The organism is Streptomyces sp. NPDC005151, from assembly GCF_053599875.1.
The window spans coordinates 1-18,967 of the sequence record NZ_JBSFYR010000061.1; the positions used below are offsets into that span (position 1 = coordinate 1).

An 18,967-nucleotide genomic window follows, 5' to 3' on the forward strand; every position below is an offset into this window, starting at 1 on the left:
GCTTGGGGAAGGAGCTACTAGGGCATTTCGGCAACGCGGGAAGCGTGCGTGCCAGGGCGTGGCCGCCCGATCAGAGGTCACCCGACAGGCTCTCACGCAATCGCCCCGGGTCCGGCTCTTCAGCCGGACCCGGGGCGACCGTCGTGTGTCTCAGGCGCTGGAGTCGCGCTCCCACCGGTAGAACTCGTGGGCCATCGCGTCCTTCGGACCACGCCAGGTCTGCGGGTCGTACGGACTGACGAAGGCGGTGAGCTTCTGGCTGAGGTCCTGGAACTCCGGGTGCTGGTGCACCTTGGCAATCTCCGGACCCGGCGGGCGGTCGGACTCGATCAGGTGCAGATAGACGTCGCCGAACTGGAACAGCTTGCGCCGGTTGACTCCGACGAGGTGCGGCAGTTCGCTGCAGTCGGAGGCGGCGAACAGTCCGGCGATGTCCGGCGCCGACTCCGGCGCCATCCGGGCGACGATCAGAGCGTGGTGCATGGGCAGGATGCCTTTCTGATACCCGGCCGGTACCCCGCCGGGGCGGCGGGGTGGCCGGATGCGGGCGGGGGGGTCAGCGGGCGTTGACCGGGGCGGTACGGCGCTCGCGGTCGCGCTGCTCGATCTTGTCCCGGATGAGTTCCATCTGGACGCGCGAGTTCCGGTTGATGTTGTCGGTCATCCACGCGTCGTCGACGGGCGCGTCGGACCGCATCGCGAAGTCCTGCGCCCAGTGCAGCTTCGTGCCACCGGGGACCTCCGAGTACTCCCAGCGGATGTTCATGTGCTCGAACGGGCCCGGCTCGACGCGGCGCGCGATGACCTTGCGCCCGGCGCGGTCGGTCGTGCGCTCCGAGACCCAGCTCCACACCTTGCCGTTCTCGTCGGGGTGCATGGTCAGACGGAACCTCGTCCTCTCGCCGTCCCGTTCGATCACCTCGACCGCCGCGTACTCACTGAACAGCCGCGGCCAGTTCTCCAGATCGTTCGTCACGTCCCAGACCAGGTCGAGGGGGGCGGCGATGGTGATCTCGTTCTCGGTGTGTCCGGACACTTCAGGCTCCTGTCATGAGGGTGTGGTTGACGAGGTCGAGGAATTCACGGGGCGTCTTGCACCGGTCGGCGTCGGCCGGGAGCGGCCTGCCGTGCCGGTTCTCCAGCACGCCCACGATGCCGAGGAGGCCGAGCGAGTCCAGGCCGTACTCGTCGAAGCCGGACGCGGGCCGGCTCTCCATCTCCTGCGGGTCGACGCTGACTCCCGCGCCCTTCTTCATCAGCGCAGCCAGCTCCTGGTAGGTCAGTGGATTGTTCATGAGGGCTTCTCCTTCTCACGCGTGGATAGCGGTGGGGCGCCGCAGCACGATGGCCGCGTTCGAACCCATGAGGCCGCGGCTCAGCACGAGCGCCGTCCGCAGTTCGGCGGGGCGCGCCCGGCCGGTGACGACATCGAGTTCGTGACACACGTCGACGACGTTCGGGGTGGGAGGTATCAGGCCGTATTCCATGGCCAGTACGGCCGCTGCCGCGTCCAGCACCGGCGCCCCGCAATAGGCCCGGCCGATCCCGGTCTTGGGCGCCGTCACGGGTACCCGCTTGCCGTGCACGCCGAGCGCGTCGGCGATGGCCAGTGCTTCGGCGCGGTCTGCGGAGGGTACGCCGAGGGCGTCGGCGAAGACCACGTCGATCTCCTCCGGCGCACAGCCGGCCTCCCGCAGGGCACCGCTGATCGCCCGGGCGAGCCCCTCCCGGGACTCCTCCCACCGGGACGCCCCGGTGAACGTCGCGGAGTGGCCCGCCAGTTCGGCCCTGATCCGGGCCCCGCGGCGGTTCGCCGCGGCCTCCTCCTCGACCACGAGCATGGCGCCGCCCTCGGCGGGTACGAAGCCGCACGCGTGCGAGGTGAAGGGGCGATAGGCCCGGGCAGGGTCCTCGCAGACGCTGAGGTCCTCGTACCCGAGCTGACAGACGACCGAGTACGGCGCCAGAGGTGCCTCGGCGGCTCCGACGACCACTGCTTCGGCGCCGCCGCGGATGGACCGGGCGGCATGCGCCAATGCGTCCAGGCCGCCCGCTTCGTCGCTGGCCACGACGGCGCACGGCCCCTTGAATCCGCCCCGGATGGAGATCTGGCCGGTGCTGGCCGCGTAGAACCAGGCGATGGACTGGTAGGGGCCGACGTAGTTGGACCCCTGTCCCCACAGCCTTTGCAGTTCGCGCTGGCCGAACTCGCCGCCGCCGGAGCCGGCGGCGGTCACCACTCCCACGGCGAACGGGTCGCCCTCGTAGTCGGCCCGGCCGATCCCGGCGTCGTCGAGGGCGAGATCCGCTGCGGCCATCGCGAAGTGCGTGAACCGGTCGGTCTGCACGAGGTAGCGTTCCTCGATCAGGTCCACCGGGTCGAAGCCCCTGATCTCGCCCGCGACCCGCAGCGGCAAATGCTCGCAGCCCTCGCGGGTGACGCGGTCGAGGACGCTCGTCCCTTCCTGCGTCCTCTTCCAGAACGACTCCGTGGTCGTGCCGTTGGGGGCAACGACACCGATGCCGGTGACGACGGTGCGCCGGGCCTTTCGGGTGCTCATGGTGTCCTCCCACCTGTTCTGGTCAGGGCCACAGCGGACTGGAAACCACCGAATCCGCTGCCGACCGACAGGATGCTGCGCAGCTTCCGCGGCCGTGCGTCACGCGGCACGTAGTCGAGGTCGCACTCCGGGTCCGGGGTTTCGTAGTTCGCCGTCGGCGGCACCGTCTGGTTGACCAGGGACAGCACGCAGGCGGCGATCTCGATGGCGCCGATGGCGCCGAGCGAATGACCGACCATGGACTTGATGGAGCTCATGGGCACCTCGTAGGCGTGCGTGCCCAGGGCCCTCTTCACTGCGGCCGTCTCGTGGCGGTCGTTCTGCTTGGTGCCGGATCCGTGCGCGTTGACGTAGTCGATCTGTGAGCTGTCTATCCGGGCATGACCGAGGGCCCGGTTGATGGCCTCGGCCATCTCCAGTCCCTCGGGGGTCAGCCCGGTCATGTGATAGGCGTTGCCGAAGGTGGCATAGCCGGCGATCTCGCAGTACACGGTGGCACCGCGGGCGCGGGCATGTTCCAGCTCCTCCAGGACGAGTACGGCTCCGCCCTCGCCCATGACGAAGCCGTCCCGGCGGGCGTCGAACGGCCGGGAGGCATGCTCCGGGTCGTCGTTGTTCGCGGAGGTCGCCTTGATCGCGTCGAAGCAGGCCACCGTGATCGGGGTGATCGGCGAGTCGGACGCCCCTGCGATGCAGACGTCGACCCGCCCCTCCTCGATGGAGTGGAACGCGTACCCGATCGCGTCGAGGCCGGAGGTGCAGCCCGTCGAGACGGTCTGCACCGGGCCGTGCGCGCCGACCTGCTCGGCGACCGCCGAGGCGAGGGAACTGGGTGAGAAGGCCCGCTCCAGATGGCGGCCGGCCGGGCGGTGGTCGACGTCCCAGCGGGCGCCGCTGCCACTGACGGCGACGTAATCGTGCTCCAGCCGGGTGGTGCCGCCGACGGCGGTGCCGAGGGACACCCCGATGCGCCAGGGGTCCACCTTCTCCGGGTCGAGCCCCGCGTCGCCAAGGGCTTCCCTGGCGGCGACGAGCGCGAACTGGACGTACCGGTCCGAGCGGGCGATCTCGTCCTCGTCGAGGCCGTGGGCCGCGGGGTCGAAGTCGCACTCGGCGGCGATCCGGGAGCGGAATCCCACCGGGTCGAACAGGGTGATGCCGCGCGTCGCGGTGCGTCCGTTGGCGAGGAGGTCCCAGAAGGCCGGCGCGCCGATTCCGCCCGGGGCGACGACACCGACTCCGGTGACCGCCACGCGCCGGGTCATGAAGCCGCCTCGGTTCGTTCTGGCGGCGCGGCCCGGCCGGCGGTCTCGGTGTGCTCGGTGTCGACGTGACCGAGCTCCGGACGTGGGGCGAGCGGACCGAGGTGGAAGACCATGCGCGCTTCCACATCTCCCACGTTACGGAACCGGTGACGTACATACGGAGGGATCAGCAGGCCCTGATCGGGCCGCATGGCATGCGGTTCCCCGTCCAGGTCCACCTCCAGGAGACCGTTCACGACGTACACGAACTCCTCCGAGTACGGGTGGTAGTGCTCGCCGATGCGGTCGCCGGGCTGCACGATGGCCAGCCCCATGAAGCCGCTGGTGGCACCCACCGCGGTCGGCGTGAGCATGGCGCGCAGGTCGCCTCCGCGCCTGCGGTTGGGCTGGGTCTCACTGAGGTCCACGATGCGTGGCCGGTGCGTGGTCATGACTGCTTTCCTCCTGGCGCAGTGCGCGTGGTGTTGACGGGTTGAGCGAGAACCCCCCAGGGTGCTGACGCGCGGTTCAGGAATCCGCGGCCCGCCGATCGGTGATCAGGGTCATTTCGGACTTCTTGAGGAAGCGCGAGATCTCCTGGTCGTTGGTCGGCGCGGCGTTGACGCCGCCGTCGAGGAGCCGTCCGAGCCTGGCCACCTTGGCGGGGTCGTCGATGCCCAGTGCCTGAGCGGGCTGCGCGTCCAGCGGGCCGACCATTTCGAGGAGCCGCACGACGATGTCGTCGCGCTGGAAGATGGTGCTGCTGTCGATCGGGCTGTTCCGGTCCTCGGCCGCCTCCTCGTCGTTACCGGCGAGCAGCCGGGCGAGCGCCATCCCACACCCCTCCTTGGCCTGGTAGAACAGCGCGTACCGGCGGATGTCCGCGGCGTTGTGCCGGCCGGCGGTGACGTGGTGGACCGTGGGCAGAGCTGCCCGGGTGAAGAACACCCGGGCGGAGTTCTCGTCGCTGAGGTCCCGGTCCTGCTCCAGGTACGGGTTGATGGCCTCCTCGACGGCCCTGACCTCGGGCTGACGGGACACATGGCGCAGCGCCGCAAGGAGGTCCCCCTCGACCTCGACGGCGCGGACGACCCGGTTTCCGTGCATGAAGAGCGAGGTACGGCGCAACCGCGTGTGCTCGTCGACCCGGGCCCTCGGGGACCCGTAGTCGGCGAGGATCTTCGCGACGACGTCCTCACTGCCGGGCTTCACGGTGAAGGTGAGGGCGTGGCGGACCACGCCGTCGCCCAGCCGGGGGGCGGACTGCAGGTTGCCCTTGGCGGCATCGGGGCTGCTCTCGAAGGCGCTCCCGGTCTCCCGCAGCACGGAGAAGCGCAGCGACCGGGTGTCGCGTACGCAACTGTGCAGGGGCTGGACCGTCTGGACGTGCTCCTCGCTGTTGACCCAGGCGAGGAAGGGCGGTGCGCTCTCCCATTCGCTGGTGATGAGCCATTGCGAGGGGTTCTCGATCGACTGGCACAGCTGGTCGCTGATGTGCCCGGGTACGGATGCCACCTGATTGCGCAGGTGCTCGTACGCCTCAAGGAATTGGTTCTGGGCTCCGTCGTGCAGATCCAGCAGCAGAACGACCCGCAGCCTGGAGCCGTCGAAGGCGGACTGCGAGATCCGTTCCGAAAGGGTGGTCATGTGTCGTTCTCCTTCGAGACGGCGTGGCGTCCACGTGAATGGCACGCCGTCGGTTGTCGAATGGAATCGGAGCGGGGAATCTCCCGGCGGATGAGTACCGTCCGCCCCCGCGCCGCGGGATGCGTCTCCGTGACCGATCGTGAAACGCTGGTCCGGCCGACGCGAGATTTATGAACCGTTCAGGTGAGCAGCCGTCCGGGGACCGTCCGAACGGCTCCCGCAGGGGCATGAACAATGCATCTGTACGGCGTCGGAGCTGGAGCAACTGATGAACGAGAACGTCGACCTCCGTGTACCCGTCCTCATCGTGGGCGGCTCCCTGGTGGGTCTGTCCGCATCACTTTTCCTCGGCCGGCTCGGCATCGAGCATCTGCTGGTCGAGAAGCACGCGGCCACCTCCACACACCCGCGTGGCCGCGGCAACAACGTACGAACAATGGAGGTGTTCCGCACGGCGGGAGCCGAACAGCGGATCCGGGAGGCCGCTTCGGTGCTCGCGGAAAATCACGGGATTCTGCAGGCGGGGTCGCTGACCGGCGACGACCAGGAGTGGCTGTTCAAGGAGATCGACCCGGGCGGCGGACTGGCGCGGTTCAGCCCGAGCGGCTGGTGCCTGTGCAGTCAGAACGATCTGGAGCCGGTGCTGCTGGCGCAGGCCCGTGAGCAGGGCGGCGACATCCGGTTCTCCACCGAAATGATGACGTTCGACCCGAATGGCTCAGGGGTGGACGCCGCACTGAAGAACCGGGAGACCGGTGAGCACATCAGCGTCCGTGCGGACTACCTGATCGCGGCCGACGGTCCGCGCAGCCCCATCCGGGAGCAGCTGCGGATCGGTCAGTCGGGACCCGGCGACCTGTTCCACAACGTGAGCATCACCTTCCGCTCGCGGAAGCTCGCCGACGTGCTGGGCGACCGGCGTTTCATCGTGTGCTACCTGACCAACCCCGCGGCGGACGGTGCTCTGTTGCCGGTGGACAACAAGAAGGAGTGGGTGTTCCACGCGCCGTGGCAGCCCGAACGGGGCGAGACGCTGGAGGATTTCACCGACGAGCGGTGCGCGGAGCACATCCGCCGGGCGACCGGTGCACCGGACATCGACGTGGAGATCACCGGGAAGGCCCCGTGGCACGCCGCGGAGCGGGTCGCCGACCGGTACGGCCGGGACAGAGTCTTCCTCGCCGGGGACTCCGCCCATGAGATGTCGCCGACCGGGGCGTTCGGCTCCAACACCGGTATCCAGGACGCGCACAACCTGGCCTGGAAGCTCGCCGCCGTGCTGCGCGGCGAGGCCGGTCCGGGGCTGCTGGACACGTACGAGGCGGAGCGGCTGCCCGTGGCGCGGGCAACGAGCGAGCGGGCCTCGTCCCGTTCCGCGGAGCACAGCCACCCCGGGTATGCCCCGGCTCCCGGTGTGGGCGGCGGGAAGAAGGGCGGCCTGCTGCCGGTGGCGCTGGGGTACCGCTATGTCCGTGGCGCCGTGGTGGGTGTCGACGCCGAACAGCCGGTGGTGCCGCAAGGGCTGCGGCTGAACGGTGACCCCGGCTCCCGGGCACCACATCTGTGGGTCCGTCAGGCAGGCGAGCGCAAGTCGACACTGGACCTGTACGAGCGGTCGTTCGTGTTGCTGAGCGACGGCGCGGATGTGGCGTGGCGCCGGGCGGCCGCGCGCGTGGCCGCGCGGCTTTCGGTGCGGCTCGACGCGTTCGCCATCGGCGCCGGCTCCGACCTGGAGCCGGAGAACGGGGCGGACTGGGCACAGGCGCACGGTACGAGCGCCGAGGGTGCGGTGCTGGTGCGCCCCGACGCCTTCGTGGCCTGGCGGTCGGAAGGTTCCGTCACCGACCCGGAGGCGACGTTGTACGAGGTGCTGTCCTCCCTGCTCAGCCGGGGCTGACGCCGCCGGCCAACGGTTCATCGATGTCTCGGTCCATGCCGAACGACCGCAGCGCCGCAAGGAACTCTGCCGGCCGGGCGGTGTGGACGAGATGTCCGGCATCAATGGTGACCAGGCGGCAGTCGGGGATCTGCTGGGCCATCCAGGCAAGTTGGTCCTGCGCGAGGTGGCTGTCGGGACCCCCGCCAATGATGAGGGTCGGGGCAGTGATCTCGCCGAAGCGCTCGCGGGCCGCCGGGTCAGGGTCGTTCAACTGGGCATCGATCGACGGGATGACCGGCCAGTCGAAGTCGAGTTCCGTGTCGGGGCGTTGGGCGGGCGGGCGCGGCGGATCGAGCGGGATGAGCGGCGGGGCCTCCTCGATGACGAGCCTGCCGATCAGCGCCGGCTCCTGTTCGGCGAGCAGGAACGCGGCGACGCCGCCCATCGAGTGTGCGACGACGGTGGCGCCGGACAGATTGCGGGCCTCCAGGAAGGCGTGCAGGTCGTCGCGGAACAGCTCGAAGGAGTAGCGGCCGGTCCAGTCGCTGAGGCCGTGGCCGCGGAAGTCGAGTGCGTACACCCGGTGGTCGGCGGCGAGTTGTGCCGCGATCTCCGTCCAGGTGCGGCTGGACTCGCTCCGCCCGTGGACAAGGACGACGGGCGGAGCGGACGGCTCGCCCCACACCCGGTAGGCGAGGCGAATGCCTCCGGCCTGGACGCTGCGCACCTCGGGGTCGAGGAAGGCGCTGACGGTGCGGACGAAGGCGCCCGGGTCGTCGATCCACGGGTAGTGCCCGGCGCCGCGCTGCACGGCGAACTCCGCGTTCGGGAACAGCGCGGCCAGTTCGGCGGCGCGGTCCGGGGTGGGTCCTGCGTCGTACTCCCCCGCGAGGACGAGCACGGGCGCCGTGACGCCCCGCAGGGCGGCGACAGTGCCGGCCGGGTCGAACGCACCGTCCTGGTAATAGGCCTTAGCTGCCTCGGAGTTGGCCTGCTCGGGGGCTGCGGCGGCGTGCGCCCGCGCGGCGGCGTCCCATCGTCCGTACGTGAACGGCTCGATGGCGGACCACGCGTCACCGAGGAAACGCCGCCCCGCCCATATGGACTCCAGCGCGTCCCGGCCCTCGGCGAACCACGGTTCGTCACGGCGCAGTTCGGAGGCGTCGCGCCAGTCCTCGTCGGTGACGGTGATTCCGGCGGTGCGGGTGCCGGGGGTGACGAGGGTGAGCGTGCGCAGCCGCTCCGGGTGCCGGGCGGCGTAGAGCGCGGCCAGGTTGGCGGACGCGGAGTGGGCGAGGAGATCGATGCGTTCGTGGCCCAAGTGGGCGCGCAGTGCCTCCACGTCGTCGACGAGCCGGTCGCAGCGGTACGTCGATGGGTCGTCCGGCGCGGCGGAGTTCCCGGTACCGCGAAGATCGAGCAGCACCAGTTGGCGGTGGGCGGCAAGTCCGCCCAAATCGCCGAGGCAGGAGCTGGCCCGCATCGGCCCGCCGGGCACACAGATCAGCGGCTCGCCCTCCCCCAGCAGGTGGTAGGCGATCCCGGTCCCGTCGTATGCGTGGAAGGTCGGCATGTACGCCATCCAAACAGGACCCATGCCGTGATGCAGCTGTGTTCGGTATGAGCGTATCCACGATGCAGGACGGCTCCCGGTGGGAAGCCCGGCCGGTGCCGCGGTCCGCCACGAGGCGGCGTCACCGGTCCGCGCACCGCCCGCCCAGTCCACCGAAAATCCACCATGTTCACCGAAATCGGACACCCCTCTTGCCATGCTGCGGGACATCCTGAATTACTGCTCCCGTAACGATCGACCGAATGATCGGTCGTCCGCTCGGGAAGAAGGAGATCCGGATGACGGCCCTGCTGGACGCGGCGGAGCGGCTCGGCCACCCGGAGCTGCAGGCGCTGCAGCTGGAGCGGCTGCGCGCCACGCTGCAGCACGCGTACGATCATGTCGGCTTCTACCGAGCGGCGTTCGACAAGGCGGGGCTGCGCCCGGACGACTGCCGTTCGCTCGCCGACCTGGCCCGGTTCCCGTTCACGACGAAGGCGGATCTGCGGGACAACTACCCCTTCGGCATGTTCGCCGTGCCGGAGGACCAGGTGCGGCGCATCCATGCGTCCAGCGGGACGACGGGCCGCCCCACCGTGGTCGGCTACACGCAGCGGGACCTGGACATCTGGGCGGACGTGGTCGCCCGCTCGATCCGGGCCGCGGGTGGCCGTCCCGGGCAGAAGGTCCACGTGGCGTACGGGTATGGTCTGTTCACCGGCGGTCTCGGCGCGCACTACGGGGCGGAACGGCTCGGCTGTACGGTCATCCCGGCATCCGGTGGCATGACGTCGCGCCAGGTGCAGCTGATCCAGGACTTCCGGCCCGCGATCATCATGATCACACCCTCGTACATGCTGACGCTGCTCGACGAGTTCGAGCGCCAGGGTGTCGATCCGCGCACCACCTCGCTGAAGGTCGGCATCTTCGGCGCCGAGCCGTGGACACAGGAGATGCGCCGGGAGATCGAGGAGCGGTTCGCGATCGACGCGGTCGACATCTACGGGCTGTCGGAGGTGATCGGCCCAGGGGTCGCCCAGGAGTGCGTGGAGACGAAGGACGGGCTGCACATCTGGGAGGACCACTTCTATCCGGAGGTCGTCGACCCGTTCACCGGTGAGGTGCTGCCGGAGGGCGAGGAGGGCGAGCTGGTCTTCACGTCGCTGACCAAGGAGGCCATGCCGGTGATCCGGTACCGGACCCGGGATCTGACCCGGTTGCTGCCCGGCACGGCCCGGGTCTTCCGGCGGATGGAGAAGGTCACCGGGCGGAGCGACGATCTGGTGATCCTGCGCGGAGTGAACCTCTTCCCGACCCAGATCGAGGAGATCGTGCTGCGTACGCCAGGGGTGGCACCGCACTTCCAGCTGCGGCTGACCCGCGAGGGCCGTCTCGACGCGCTGACGGTACGGGCGGAGGCACGGGCGGAGTCGACACCGGACCAGCGGGCACATGCTGCGCGGGCGATCGCGACGGCGGTCAAGGACGGCATCGGGGTGTCGGTCGGGGTCGAGATCGTCGATCCCGAGACGCTGGAGCGGTCGGTCGGCAAATTCAAGCGGATCGTGGACGACCGCGGCGAGCGCTGAGAGCCTGTCGAGTGACCTTCGATCGGAAAGCGGACGCGGTCTGGTGCGTACGATTCCAAGGCGCCGGAAGGCCCTCGGATGGAGTCTCCCCTGCTCGAACGAAGCTGAGAGCTTGGGGAAGGAGCTACTAGGGCATTTCGGCAACGCGGGAAGCGTGCGTGCCAGGGCGTGGCCGCCCGATCAGAGGTCACCCGACAGGCTCTGAGACGCCGGGACAGCGGTGCCCACTCCTGCCGTGTGTTCCCGGGGAGCCGGGCCGTCGCGCCGAGTCGTCCGACGCCCCGCCGGACCGGTCACCGTCTCTCGCGGAGGCCAGGAACACCGCGGTGTTCCTGGCCTCCGCTCAGGACGCCGCCCTGGCGGGGTCCGTGATCGACATCGGCTGCGGCGCGATCACCGATGAGGACCCTTCTTTCGGATCAGCCCGGCATGATCCGAGAGAAAGGCCCCCAGGGGTCACGGCTGCGCGAACCGGTCCCTGAGCTCACGCTTGAGAATCTTTCCGCTCGCGTTGCGGGGGAGCTCGTCCACGAAGAGGACCTTCTTCGGGGCCTTGAAGTGCGCGAGCCGTTCCCGTACATGGTCGAGAAGCTGCTGCTCGGTGGCGTCCTCCCGCAGCACGACGACGGCGGTGACGGCCTCGATCCAGCGTTCGTCGGGCAGCCCCACGACGGCTGTCTCGGCGACGGCGGGGTGAGTGTAGAGGGCGTCCTCGACCTGGCGGGAGGCGACCAGGACACCGCCGGAGTTGATGACGTCCTTCACCCGGTCGACGACCGTGAAGAAGCCCTGCGGGTCACGGACGGCGAGGTCGCCGGAGTGGAACCAGCCGTCGCGGAACGCCTCGGCAGTCTCCTCGGGCTTGTTCCAGTAACCCTCGCACAGCTGCGGTGACCGGTAGACGACTTCGCCCGCCGTGCCGTCGGGGACCTCCTTGCCGTGCTCGTCGACAACCCGTGCTTCGACAAAGAGCACCGGCCGGCCGCAGGAGTCCATCCGGCCGTCGTGCTCCTCGGGCCCGAGAACGGTGGCGAGCGGGCCGATCTCGCTCTGTCCGAAGCAGTTGTAGAAGGCCAGCGCGGGCAACCGCTCGCGGAGCCGTTCCAGCACCGGGACCGGCATGATCGACGCGCCGTAGTACGCCTTGCGCAGCCCACCGAGCTCGCGTGCCGCGAACTCCGGGTGGTTGGCGAGCCCGATCCAGACGGTGGGCGGGGCGAACAGGGTGTCCGCCTGCCCGGCCTCGACGAGGTCGAAGATCCGGCCCGCTTCGGGTGCGTCGAGGATGGTGTTCTCCGCCCCGACCGCGAGGTAGGGCAGCAGGAACACATGCATCTGCGCGGAGTGGTAGAGCGGCAGCGAGTGGGCGGGCCGGTCGGTGGGGCGCAGGTCGAGGGCGGTGATCGCACTGACGTATTCGTGGACGAGGGCGCCGTGCGTCATCATCGCGCCCTTGGGGAGCGCGGTGGTACCCGAGGTGTACAGCAGTTGCACGAGGTCACCGGCGGCGGGTTCGCGCTCGGGGGTGAAGGGGCGCGGGGTGGCGAGCGCGCCGAGCAGGGAGTCCGGTGCGTCGCGCAGCGGCCGTACGGCGAATCCGGCCGGGATGCGGTCGCTGAGTGCCGGGTCGGTGAGGACGAGGGCGCTGCCCGACTGCTGCAGGATGTATATCAGGTCGTCGCCGGTGAGGTTCTGGTTGACCGGCACGTGGACCAGCCCGGCGCGGGCGCAGGCGAGGTACGCGATCAGGTACGCGTCGGAGTTGTGCGCGTAGGAGGCGACCCGGTCGCCGGGGTGCAGGCCGTGGTCGGCGAGGAGGACGGCCGCCGCGGTGCTGACCGCCGTGTCCAGCGTCCGATAGGTCCAGGACCGGTCGGCGTACCGCACGGCGGTGCGCTCGGGGGTGCGCCGTGCGCTGCGGGTCACGACGCCGTCGACTGTGGAGCTGCGTACACCTGTCATGGCGTGATCCTGGGCGGCCGGGACCGGGCGGTCAAGGGTTCTGTTACTGCCGAGTTGTTGACAGGGCTACGGGCGTGCTGGCTGAGTTGCGCGTGGTGTCTCGGGACATCCGAGCAACCGCCTTTCTCACCCGCACAGTTGGGAGGACCCTTGCCCCTCCGAAACCGTCTGAGACTTCTCGCGGTGTCCGGTCTCGCACTGTTCACCGTGTCGGCGTCCCTGCCTCCGGCAGTGGCCGACGCCTCGCACACCCGGCATCCGTCGGGCGGCGGTCTGTCCGCCGTGATCCGCTACACCGAGTACGGCATCCCGCACATCGTGGCGAAGGACTACGCGGATCTCGGGTTCGGCAACGGCTGGGCCCAGGCCGCCGACCAGGTATGCACGCTCGCCGACGGCTTCGTGACGCTGCGCGGCGAACGGTCGCGGTACTTCGGTCCGGACGCGGTTCCGGACGGTTCGCTGTCCTCCGCGACGAACAATCTCTCCAGCGATCTCTACTTCCGTGGGGTCCAGGACAGCGGCACCGTGGAGAAGCTGCTGACAGTGCCCGCCCCGGCGGGTCAGAGCCATGTCGTGAAGGAACTGGAGCGCGGCTGGGCGGCCGGCTACAACGCCTGGCTGAAGCAGAACCGGATCAGCGATCCGGCCTGCCGGGGAGCCGACTGGGTACGGTCGGTGACCATGCTGGATGTCGCGACCCGCGCCTTCGCGCTGTCCGTGCTGGGCGGTCAGGGCCGCGGGATCGACGGCATCACGGCGGCGCAGCCGCCCACGGGCGCACCGGCGTCGCCCGGTGTTCCACCGGGTGAGGCAGCGAAGGCGGCGCAGCGGCTGCTGTCCACGCAGAACGCCGACATGGGATCCAACGCGGTCGCGTTCCGGGGCAGTACGACGGCGAACGGGCGAGGGCTGCTGCTCGGCAATCCGCACTACCCGTGGCAGGGCGGGCGGCGGTTCTGGCAGTCACAGCAGACCATCCCCGGGGAGCTGAACGTGGCGGGCGGTTCGCTGATCGGCTCGGCGACCGTGTCGATCGGGCACAACGCGAACATCGCCTGGAGCCACACCGTCGCCACGGGTGTCACCCTCAATCTGCATCAGCTGACCCTCGATCCGGCCGATCCGACCGCGTATCTGGTGGACGGCAGGCCGGAGCGAATGGTGAAGCGCACGGTCTCGGTCGCGGTGAAGGGCGGCGCCGCGGTGACCCGGACCCAGTGGTGGACCCGGTACGGTCCGGTCGTCACCTCCCTCGGTGCCGGGCTGCCGCTGCCCTGGACGGCGACGACCGCGTATGCGCTGAACGACCCGAACGCCACGAACCTGCGGTCCTCGGACACGGGTCTCGGGTTCAGCAAGGCACGCAGCACCGCAGACATCCAGGCCGCGTTGCGTCGTACCCAGGGGCTGCCGTGGGTGAACACCGTCGCCGCCGATTCCGCGGGCCATTCGTTCTTCTCGCAGTCGCAGGTGCTGCCGCGGATCACGGACGATCTCGCGCAGCGGTGCTCCACCCCGCTGGGCAGAGCAACGTATCCGTCGTCGGGGCTCGCGGTGCTGGACGGTTCGAGGAGCGACTGCGCGCTCGGTTCGGACCCGGACGCGGTGCAGCCCGGCATCTTCGGGCCGGGCCGGATGCCGACCGTCAAGGATGCTCCGTACGTCGAGAACTCCAACGACAGCGCCTGGCTGACCAACGCCGAGGCACCGCTGACCGGCTACGAACGGGTCTTCGGCACCATCGGCACACCTCGCTCAATGCGGACCCGCGGCGCGATCGAGGATGTGTCGGCGATGGCGGCGAAGGGCCGGCTGACAGTCGGCGACCTGCAGGAACAGCAGTACGCGAACCACGCCCCTGCCGGTGACCGGGCGGTGGCCGACCTGGCGCGCGCCTGTGCGGCGCTGCCCGACGGAACCGCGGCCGGCAGCGACGGCAGGGCGGTCGATGTGTCGGCGGCGTGCGACGTGCTTGCACGCTGGGACCGGAAGTTCGACACCGGCAGCCGGGGCGCACTGCTCTTCGACCGGTTCTGGCGCAGGGCCACCGCCGTGCCGGCGGCCGAGCTGTGGAAGGTGCCCTTCTCCCCCACCGACCCGGTCGGTACCCCGCATACGCTGAACACCGCGGCGCCGCGCGTCACCGCGGCGCTCGCCGACGCGGTGGCCGAACTGCGGGCGGCCGGGATCGCTCCGGACGCGCCGCTGGGCGCGAACCAGGTGGTCGTGCGGAACGGGAAGCGCATCCCGGTCGGCGGTGGTACGGAGTCCCTCGGCGTCTGGAACAAGACCGAACCGGTGTGGGACGCCGCGGGCGGCGGGTACACGGAGGTCTCGGCCGGCTCCAGCTACATCCAGGCGGTCGGCTGGGACGGCTCCTCGTGCCCGGTGGCCCGCACCCTGCTCACGTACTCCCAGTCCTCGAACCCGAACTCACCGCGCTACAGCGACCAGACCGAGCTCTTCTCGGGTGAGCGCTGGGTGACATCCCGGTTCTGCGAGAAGGACATCGCGCGCTCGCCGGCGCTGCGGGTGGTGCGGGTGCGCGAGCACCGCTAGGTGCCCCTCCCGGCAAGCTTTGCCCCGGAGGCACATCGGCCCCTGACCGTTTCCGGGCGGTCAGGGGCCCATCGCTGCCGACGGTCAGGGGCCGAATTGCGTGCGGTCAGGGGCTGACCGCAAGGACGACGAACGCGGCGAAGATCGCCAGGTGGACGCCGCCCTGGAGCAACGTGGCCCGTCCCGGTACGACGGTCAGCGCGCCGACCACCACAGTCAGCGCGAGCAGCACCATATGGGTGGCGCCGAGGCCGAGATGGAGCGGTCCGGGCAGCCAGATGGAGGCCAGGGCGATGGCCGGGATGGTCAGCCCGATGCTGGCCATGGCCGACCCGAGGGCGAGGTTGAGGCTGGTCTGCACGCGTTCGCGGTGGGCGGCCCGGACCGCGGCGAGGGTCTCGGGCAGCAGCACCAGCAGGGCGATGACGACACCGACGACCGCCTGCGGCAGCCCGGCGGCCTCCACGCCGGACTCGATCGTCGGCGAGACGGACTTGGCGTCGCCGACGACGGCGACCAGCGCGATCAGCAGCATGGCGACGCTGAGCGCGGTGGCGCCCCGGCCGGGCAGCGCCACGTGCTGCTCTTCCTCCTTGAGCCGGCCGTCCTGGGTGAGCGGCAGGAAGTACTCGCGGTGCCGGACGGTCTGTACGGCGACGAACAGCCCGTACAGGGAGAGGGACGCGACGGCGGCGAAGGTGAGCTGTGCGGTGGAGAACTCGGGGCCCGGTCTGCCGATCGTGAAGGTCGGCAGCACCAGACTGAGGGTGGCGAGGGTCGCGACGGTGGCGAGGGCGGCGCCGGAACCTTCGGCGTTGAAGACGGCGACGCGGGAACGGACCGCGCCCACCAGCAGGGACAGTCCGACGATGCCGTTGCAGGTGATCATCACGGCGGCGAAGACGGTGTCGCGGGCGAGCGCGGACGTCTTGGGGCCGCCGTCCACCATCAGGGTGACGATCAGGGCCACCTCGATGACGGTCACGGCGACGGCCAGGACGAGCGAGCCGAACGGTTCGCCGACCCGGTGGGCGATCACCTCGGCATGGTGGACTGCGGCGAGCACGGCGCCCGCGAGACAGAGCGCGACGACGCCGACGGCGAAGGCCGGCAGCACCCGCCCCCAGCTGAACACCAGCGCTACCGCCGCGACGATCGGCACGACCACGGTCCACTGGGTAGCCAGGGACCGGACCGTCGCGCTCGTGTTCATGAGCCACACGCTGCCAGAGGTGGCCGGGGCGCGCTCGGCGGACGGTGCGGGGCCGCCGACGTTCAGAGGGCCCTGTGGTGCCCCTCCCAGTACGGGTCGCGCAGTCGCCGCTTGTACAGCTTGCCGTTGGGGTCGCGCGGCATCGTGTCGATGAAGTCGACGCTCTTGGGGCGTTTGTATCCGGCCAGCCGCTCGGCGCAATGGGTGAGGATCTCGGCGGCCAACCCGTCGCCCGGGGGGTGTCCGTCTGCCGGTTCGACGACCGCCTTGACCTCCTCGCCCCAGTCGGCGTGCGGGATGCCGAAGACGGCGGCATCGGCGACCGCGGGGTGGCTGAGGAGCGCGGCCTCGATCTCGGCGGGGTAGATGTTCACTCCTCCCGAGATGATCATGTCGATCTTGCGGTCGCGGAGGAAGAGATAGCCGTCCTCGTCGAGGACGCCCAGATCGCCAACGGTGAAGAAGTCCCCGATGCGGTTCTTCTCCGTCTTGGTCCGGTCCTTGTGGTAGCTGAAGCCGCCGGTGCTCATCTTCATGTAGACGGTGCCGAGCCCGCCGGGCGGGAGGCGGTTGCCGTCGTCGTCGAAGACGGCGAGTTCACTGATCGGCCAGGCCTTCCCGACCGTGCCGGGCTTCTTCAGCCAGTCCTCGGCGGTGGCGAACGCGCCGCCGCCCTCGCTGGCCGCGTAGTACTCCTCGACGCACCGGCCCCACCAGTCGATCATGGCGCGTTTGACGTGGTCGGGGCAGGGGGCCGCGCCATGGATGGCATGCCGCATCGAGGTGACGTCGTACCGCTCCTTCACCTCGTCGGGCAGGGCGAGGAGGCGGTGGAACTGGGTGGGGACCATGTGCGTGTGGGTGCAGCGGTGCGCGTCGATGACCCGCAGCATCGCCTGCGGCGCCCACTTGTCCATCAGGACGAGGCGGTGCCCGATGTGGAGGGCGGCGCCCGCGAACTGGAGCACGGCGGTGTGGTAGAGCGGCGAGCAGACCAGATGGACGTTGTCGTCGAACGGCTTGATGCCGAAGATGCCGAGGAACCCGCCGAGATGGCTCTCCTCGGGGAGCTTGCCGGAGAGCGGGCGGCGAATGCCGCGCGGGCGTCCTGTGGTGCCCGAGGTGTAGTTCATGACCCAGCCGAGGCTGCGGTCCTCGGGCGGTGCGTCGGACTGTTCCGCGAGCAGTTCCGCGTACGGGCGGAAGCCGTCGACCGCGCCGACGGCGTAGCGGTGGCTCACGGGCAGTTCCGCCTCGTCGGCGGCGGAGGTCGCTGCGTCGGTGAACCGCTCGTGCGCGATCAGTATCTTGGCGCCGGAGTCGGAGACGATCCAGGCGATCTCGGGGCCGACGAGGTGGTGGTTGACGGGGACGAGATAGAACCCGGCCTGGGAGGCGGCGAGGTACGCGGTGAAGAATTCGACGCCGTTGGGGAGGACCACGGCGAACGCGTCGCCCTGCCGGAGCCCGGCCGCGCGCAGCCCGTGGACGAGGCGGTTGGCCGCGGCGTGCAGCCGGCCCGCGGTCCAGGTCTCGCCGTCGGGGGCGACGAGGATCGTACGGTCGGGGTCGGCGATGGCCTGGGCCCAGAAGCCGTTGGGCGGCCGGTTCATGCGGCGCTCCGCCCGGCGATGCGGTTGATCCGGTCCACGGCGCGTTCGAAGCCGCGGGTCAGGTCGTCGAAGACGGCCTGCACGCTGCGTTCGGTGTTCATCCTTCCGACGATCTGGCCGACGGGGGTGCCCAGCAGTGCGCCGGTCTCGTACTTCTGGATACGGGAGACGGCGTCGGCGACCAGCAGTCCCTGGAGCGGCATGGGCAGGGGGCCGGGGCCGGACGGGTCGTCCCAGGCGTCGGTCCATTCGGTACGGAGCTGGCGTGCGGGTTTGCCGGTGAGGGCGCGCGAGCGGACGGTGTCGCCGGAGCCCGCGGCAAGGAGCTTGCGGGTCAGTGCGCGGGAGTGGAGGTCGGCCTCCTCGGTGGTCAGCCAGAGCGAGCCGAGCCAGACGCCCTGGGCGCCGAGGGCGAGTCCGGCGGCGATCTGCTGTCCGCTGCCGATGCCTCCGGCGGCGAGGACGGGGAGAGGTCCCACGGCGTCGACGACGTCGGGGACGAGGACCATGGAGGCGATCTCTCCGGTGTGACCGCCCGCTTCGTACCCCTGGGCGACGACGATGTCGATGCCCGCGTCGGCGTGGTGCCGGGCGTGTTTGGCGCTTCCGGCGAGGGCGGCCACGAGGACGTTCCGGTCGTGGGCACGTTGCACGACGTCCGCGGGGGGCGAGCCGAGGGCATTGGCGAGGAGCCTGATGGGGTAGTCGAAGGCGACGTCGAGCTGGTTGCGGGCAACCTCCTCCATCCACCCGGTGATGCGCCAGCCGGATGTCTCGCCCTCGGCAAGTTCGGGGACGCCGTACTTGGCGAGGGTGTCCTGGACGAACTGGCGGTGTCCGGCCGGGATCATCGCCTCCACATCGGCCTCCGTCACCCCTTCCACCTTCTTCGCGGGCATGACGACGTCGAGGCCGTACGGCTTGCCGTCGGTGTGTTCCTGCATCCAGTCGAGGTCACGTGCCAGGTCGTCGGGGGCCGTGTAGCGGACCGCGCCGAGTACGCCGAATCCGCCGGCCCGGGTGATCGCCGCGGCCACCGCCGGGAAGGGCGTGAAGCCGAAGATGGCGTGCTCCACTCCCAGTTTCTTGCTCAGCTCCGTCTCCATGGGCGGCAGGATGCCGCAGTCGGACATCCGAAGGAAGAG

The 18,967-nt window shown here is 70.2% G+C and carries 15 protein-coding genes; 3 read left to right on the forward strand and 12 right to left on the reverse strand.

Features of this window, described 5'->3' with window-relative positions:
• Positions 1 to 150: 150 nt before the first annotated feature.
• The 7 genes from ACWD6R_RS27115 to ACWD6R_RS27145 all read right to left on the reverse strand — a co-directional run bounded on the left by ACWD6R_RS27115 (position 151) and on the right by ACWD6R_RS27145 (position 5,452).
• The gene (locus tag ACWD6R_RS27115) at positions 151 to 483 is read right to left on the reverse strand and encodes a TcmI family type II polyketide cyclase (RefSeq protein WP_451821101.1); all 333 of its coding nucleotides are present in this window, start codon (positions 481 to 483) and stop codon (positions 151 to 153) included.
• Positions 484 to 556: 73 nt separating this feature from the next.
• On the reverse strand, positions 557 to 1,036 hold the full coding sequence (locus ACWD6R_RS27120) for an SRPBCC family protein (RefSeq protein WP_406415933.1): 480 nt from the start codon (positions 1,034 to 1,036) through the stop codon (positions 557 to 559).
• Between the two features lies 1 nt (position 1,037).
• Positions 1,038 to 1,295 (reverse strand): acyl carrier protein, encoded by a 258-nt coding sequence (locus ACWD6R_RS27125; RefSeq protein ID WP_406415935.1) that lies wholly within the window; start codon positions 1,293 to 1,295, stop codon positions 1,038 to 1,040.
• A 15-nt stretch (positions 1,296 to 1,310) separates the two neighbouring features.
• Positions 1,311 to 2,561: a beta-ketoacyl synthase N-terminal-like domain-containing protein gene (locus ACWD6R_RS27130; RefSeq protein WP_451821102.1), complete on the reverse strand. Its 1,251-nt coding sequence runs from the start codon at positions 2,559 to 2,561 to the stop codon at positions 1,311 to 1,313.
• Positions 2,558 to 3,826: a beta-ketoacyl-[acyl-carrier-protein] synthase family protein gene (locus ACWD6R_RS27135; RefSeq protein ID WP_451821103.1), complete on the reverse strand. Its 1,269-nt coding sequence runs from the start codon at positions 3,824 to 3,826 to the stop codon at positions 2,558 to 2,560. Before ACWD6R_RS27135 ends, ACWD6R_RS27130 begins: the two co-directional genes overlap by 4 nt.
• Positions 3,823 to 4,257: a cupin domain-containing protein gene (locus tag ACWD6R_RS27140; protein ID WP_451821104.1), complete on the reverse strand. Its 435-nt coding sequence runs from the start codon at positions 4,255 to 4,257 to the stop codon at positions 3,823 to 3,825. Before ACWD6R_RS27140 ends, ACWD6R_RS27135 begins: the two co-directional genes overlap by 4 nt.
• A 76-nt stretch (positions 4,258 to 4,333) precedes the next feature.
• Complete coding sequence (locus tag ACWD6R_RS27145; RefSeq protein ID WP_451821105.1) at positions 4,334 to 5,452, reverse strand: SchA/CurD-like domain-containing protein; 1,119 nt, start codon at positions 5,450 to 5,452, stop codon at positions 4,334 to 4,336.
• Between the two features lie 268 nt (positions 5,453 to 5,720).
• On the opposite strand from ACWD6R_RS27145, the gene ACWD6R_RS27150 reads away from it, so the two are divergent.
• On the forward strand, positions 5,721 to 7,349 hold the full coding sequence (locus tag ACWD6R_RS27150) for an FAD-dependent oxidoreductase (protein WP_451821106.1): 1,629 nt from the start codon (positions 5,721 to 5,723) through the stop codon (positions 7,347 to 7,349).
• On the opposite strand, the gene ACWD6R_RS27155 is transcribed toward ACWD6R_RS27150, so the two are convergent.
• Positions 7,336 to 8,904 (reverse strand): alpha/beta fold hydrolase, encoded by a 1,569-nt coding sequence (locus ACWD6R_RS27155; RefSeq protein ID WP_451821138.1) that lies wholly within the window; start codon positions 8,902 to 8,904, stop codon positions 7,336 to 7,338. The genes ACWD6R_RS27150 and ACWD6R_RS27155 overlap by 14 nt on opposite strands.
• 278 nt (positions 8,905 to 9,182) lie before the next feature.
• On the opposite strand from ACWD6R_RS27155, the gene paaK reads away from it, so the two are divergent.
• Positions 9,183 to 10,472 carry a phenylacetate--CoA ligase PaaK gene (gene paaK / locus ACWD6R_RS27160; protein WP_451821139.1) on the forward strand — a complete coding sequence of 430 codons (1,290 nt, stop codon included), beginning with the start codon at positions 9,183 to 9,185 and terminating at the stop codon, positions 10,470 to 10,472.
• A 456-nt stretch (positions 10,473 to 10,928) separates the two neighbouring features.
• On the opposite strand, the gene ACWD6R_RS27165 is transcribed toward paaK, so the two are convergent.
• Positions 10,929 to 12,434, reverse strand: a complete 1,506-nt coding sequence (locus ACWD6R_RS27165; protein WP_451821107.1) for an acyl-CoA synthetase — start codon at positions 12,432 to 12,434, stop codon at positions 10,929 to 10,931.
• Positions 12,435 to 12,584: 150 nt separating this feature from the next.
• On the opposite strand from ACWD6R_RS27165, the gene ACWD6R_RS27170 reads away from it, so the two are divergent.
• Positions 12,585 to 14,996 carry an acylase gene (locus tag ACWD6R_RS27170; RefSeq protein WP_451821108.1) on the forward strand — a complete coding sequence of 804 codons (2,412 nt, stop codon included), beginning with the start codon at positions 12,585 to 12,587 and terminating at the stop codon, positions 14,994 to 14,996.
• Positions 14,997 to 15,102: 106 nt separating this feature from the next.
• Here the strand turns inward: ACWD6R_RS27170 and ACWD6R_RS27175 are convergent, their stop codons facing one another.
• The 3 genes from ACWD6R_RS27175 to ACWD6R_RS27185 form a co-directional block, all read right to left on the reverse strand.
• Positions 15,103 to 16,209 (reverse strand): calcium:proton antiporter, encoded by a 1,107-nt coding sequence (locus ACWD6R_RS27175; RefSeq protein ID WP_451821109.1) that lies wholly within the window; start codon positions 16,207 to 16,209, stop codon positions 15,103 to 15,105.
• Positions 16,210 to 16,271: 62 nt separating this feature from the next.
• Positions 16,272 to 17,822, reverse strand: coding sequence for an acyl-CoA synthetase (locus tag ACWD6R_RS27180; protein ID WP_451821110.1), 1,551 nt, complete (start codon positions 17,820 to 17,822; stop codon positions 16,272 to 16,274).
• The gene (locus ACWD6R_RS27185) at positions 17,819 to 18,928 is read right to left on the reverse strand and encodes an NAD(P)H-dependent flavin oxidoreductase (protein WP_451821111.1); all 1,110 of its coding nucleotides are present in this window, start codon (positions 18,926 to 18,928) and stop codon (positions 17,819 to 17,821) included. Before ACWD6R_RS27185 ends, ACWD6R_RS27180 begins: the two co-directional genes overlap by 4 nt.
• Positions 18,929 to 18,967: the final 39 nt, after the last annotated feature.

Bases quoted from the DNA above. Each gene is read 5' to 3' on its own strand.
- ACWD6R_RS27115 (WP_451821101.1), bottom strand. From the start codon at position 483: ATGCACCACGCTCTGATCGTCGCCCGGATGGCGCCGGAGTCGGCGCCG.
- ACWD6R_RS27125 (WP_406415935.1), bottom strand. From the start codon at position 1,295: ATGAACAATCCACTGACCTACCAGGAGCTGGCTGCGCTGATGAAGAAG.
- ACWD6R_RS27130 (WP_451821102.1), bottom strand. From the start codon at position 2,561: ATGAGCACCCGAAAGGCCCGGCGCACCGTCGTCACCGGCATCGGTGTC.
- ACWD6R_RS27135 (WP_451821103.1), bottom strand. From the start codon at position 3,826: ATGACCCGGCGCGTGGCGGTCACCGGAGTCGGTGTCGTCGCCCCGGGC.
- ACWD6R_RS27140 (WP_451821104.1), bottom strand. From the start codon at position 4,257: ATGACCACGCACCGGCCACGCATCGTGGACCTCAGTGAGACCCAGCCC.
- ACWD6R_RS27145 (WP_451821105.1), bottom strand. From the start codon at position 5,452: ATGACCACCCTTTCGGAACGGATCTCGCAGTCCGCCTTCGACGGCTCC.
- ACWD6R_RS27150 (WP_451821106.1), top strand. From the start codon at position 5,721: ATGAACGAGAACGTCGACCTCCGTGTACCCGTCCTCATCGTGGGCGGC.
- ACWD6R_RS27155 (WP_451821138.1), bottom strand. From the start codon at position 8,904: ATGCCGACCTTCCACGCATACGACGGGACCGGGATCGCCTACCACCTG.
- paaK (WP_451821139.1), top strand. From the start codon at position 9,183: ATGACGGCCCTGCTGGACGCGGCGGAGCGGCTCGGCCACCCGGAGCTG.
- ACWD6R_RS27165 (WP_451821107.1), bottom strand. From the start codon at position 12,434: ATGACAGGTGTACGCAGCTCCACAGTCGACGGCGTCGTGACCCGCAGC.
- ACWD6R_RS27175 (WP_451821109.1), bottom strand. From the start codon at position 16,209: ATGAACACGAGCGCGACGGTCCGGTCCCTGGCTACCCAGTGGACCGTG.
- ACWD6R_RS27180 (WP_451821110.1), bottom strand. From the start codon at position 17,822: ATGAACCGGCCGCCCAACGGCTTCTGGGCCCAGGCCATCGCCGACCCC.
- ACWD6R_RS27185 (WP_451821111.1), bottom strand. From the start codon at position 18,928: ATGGAGACGGAGCTGAGCAAGAAACTGGGAGTGGAGCACGCCATCTTC.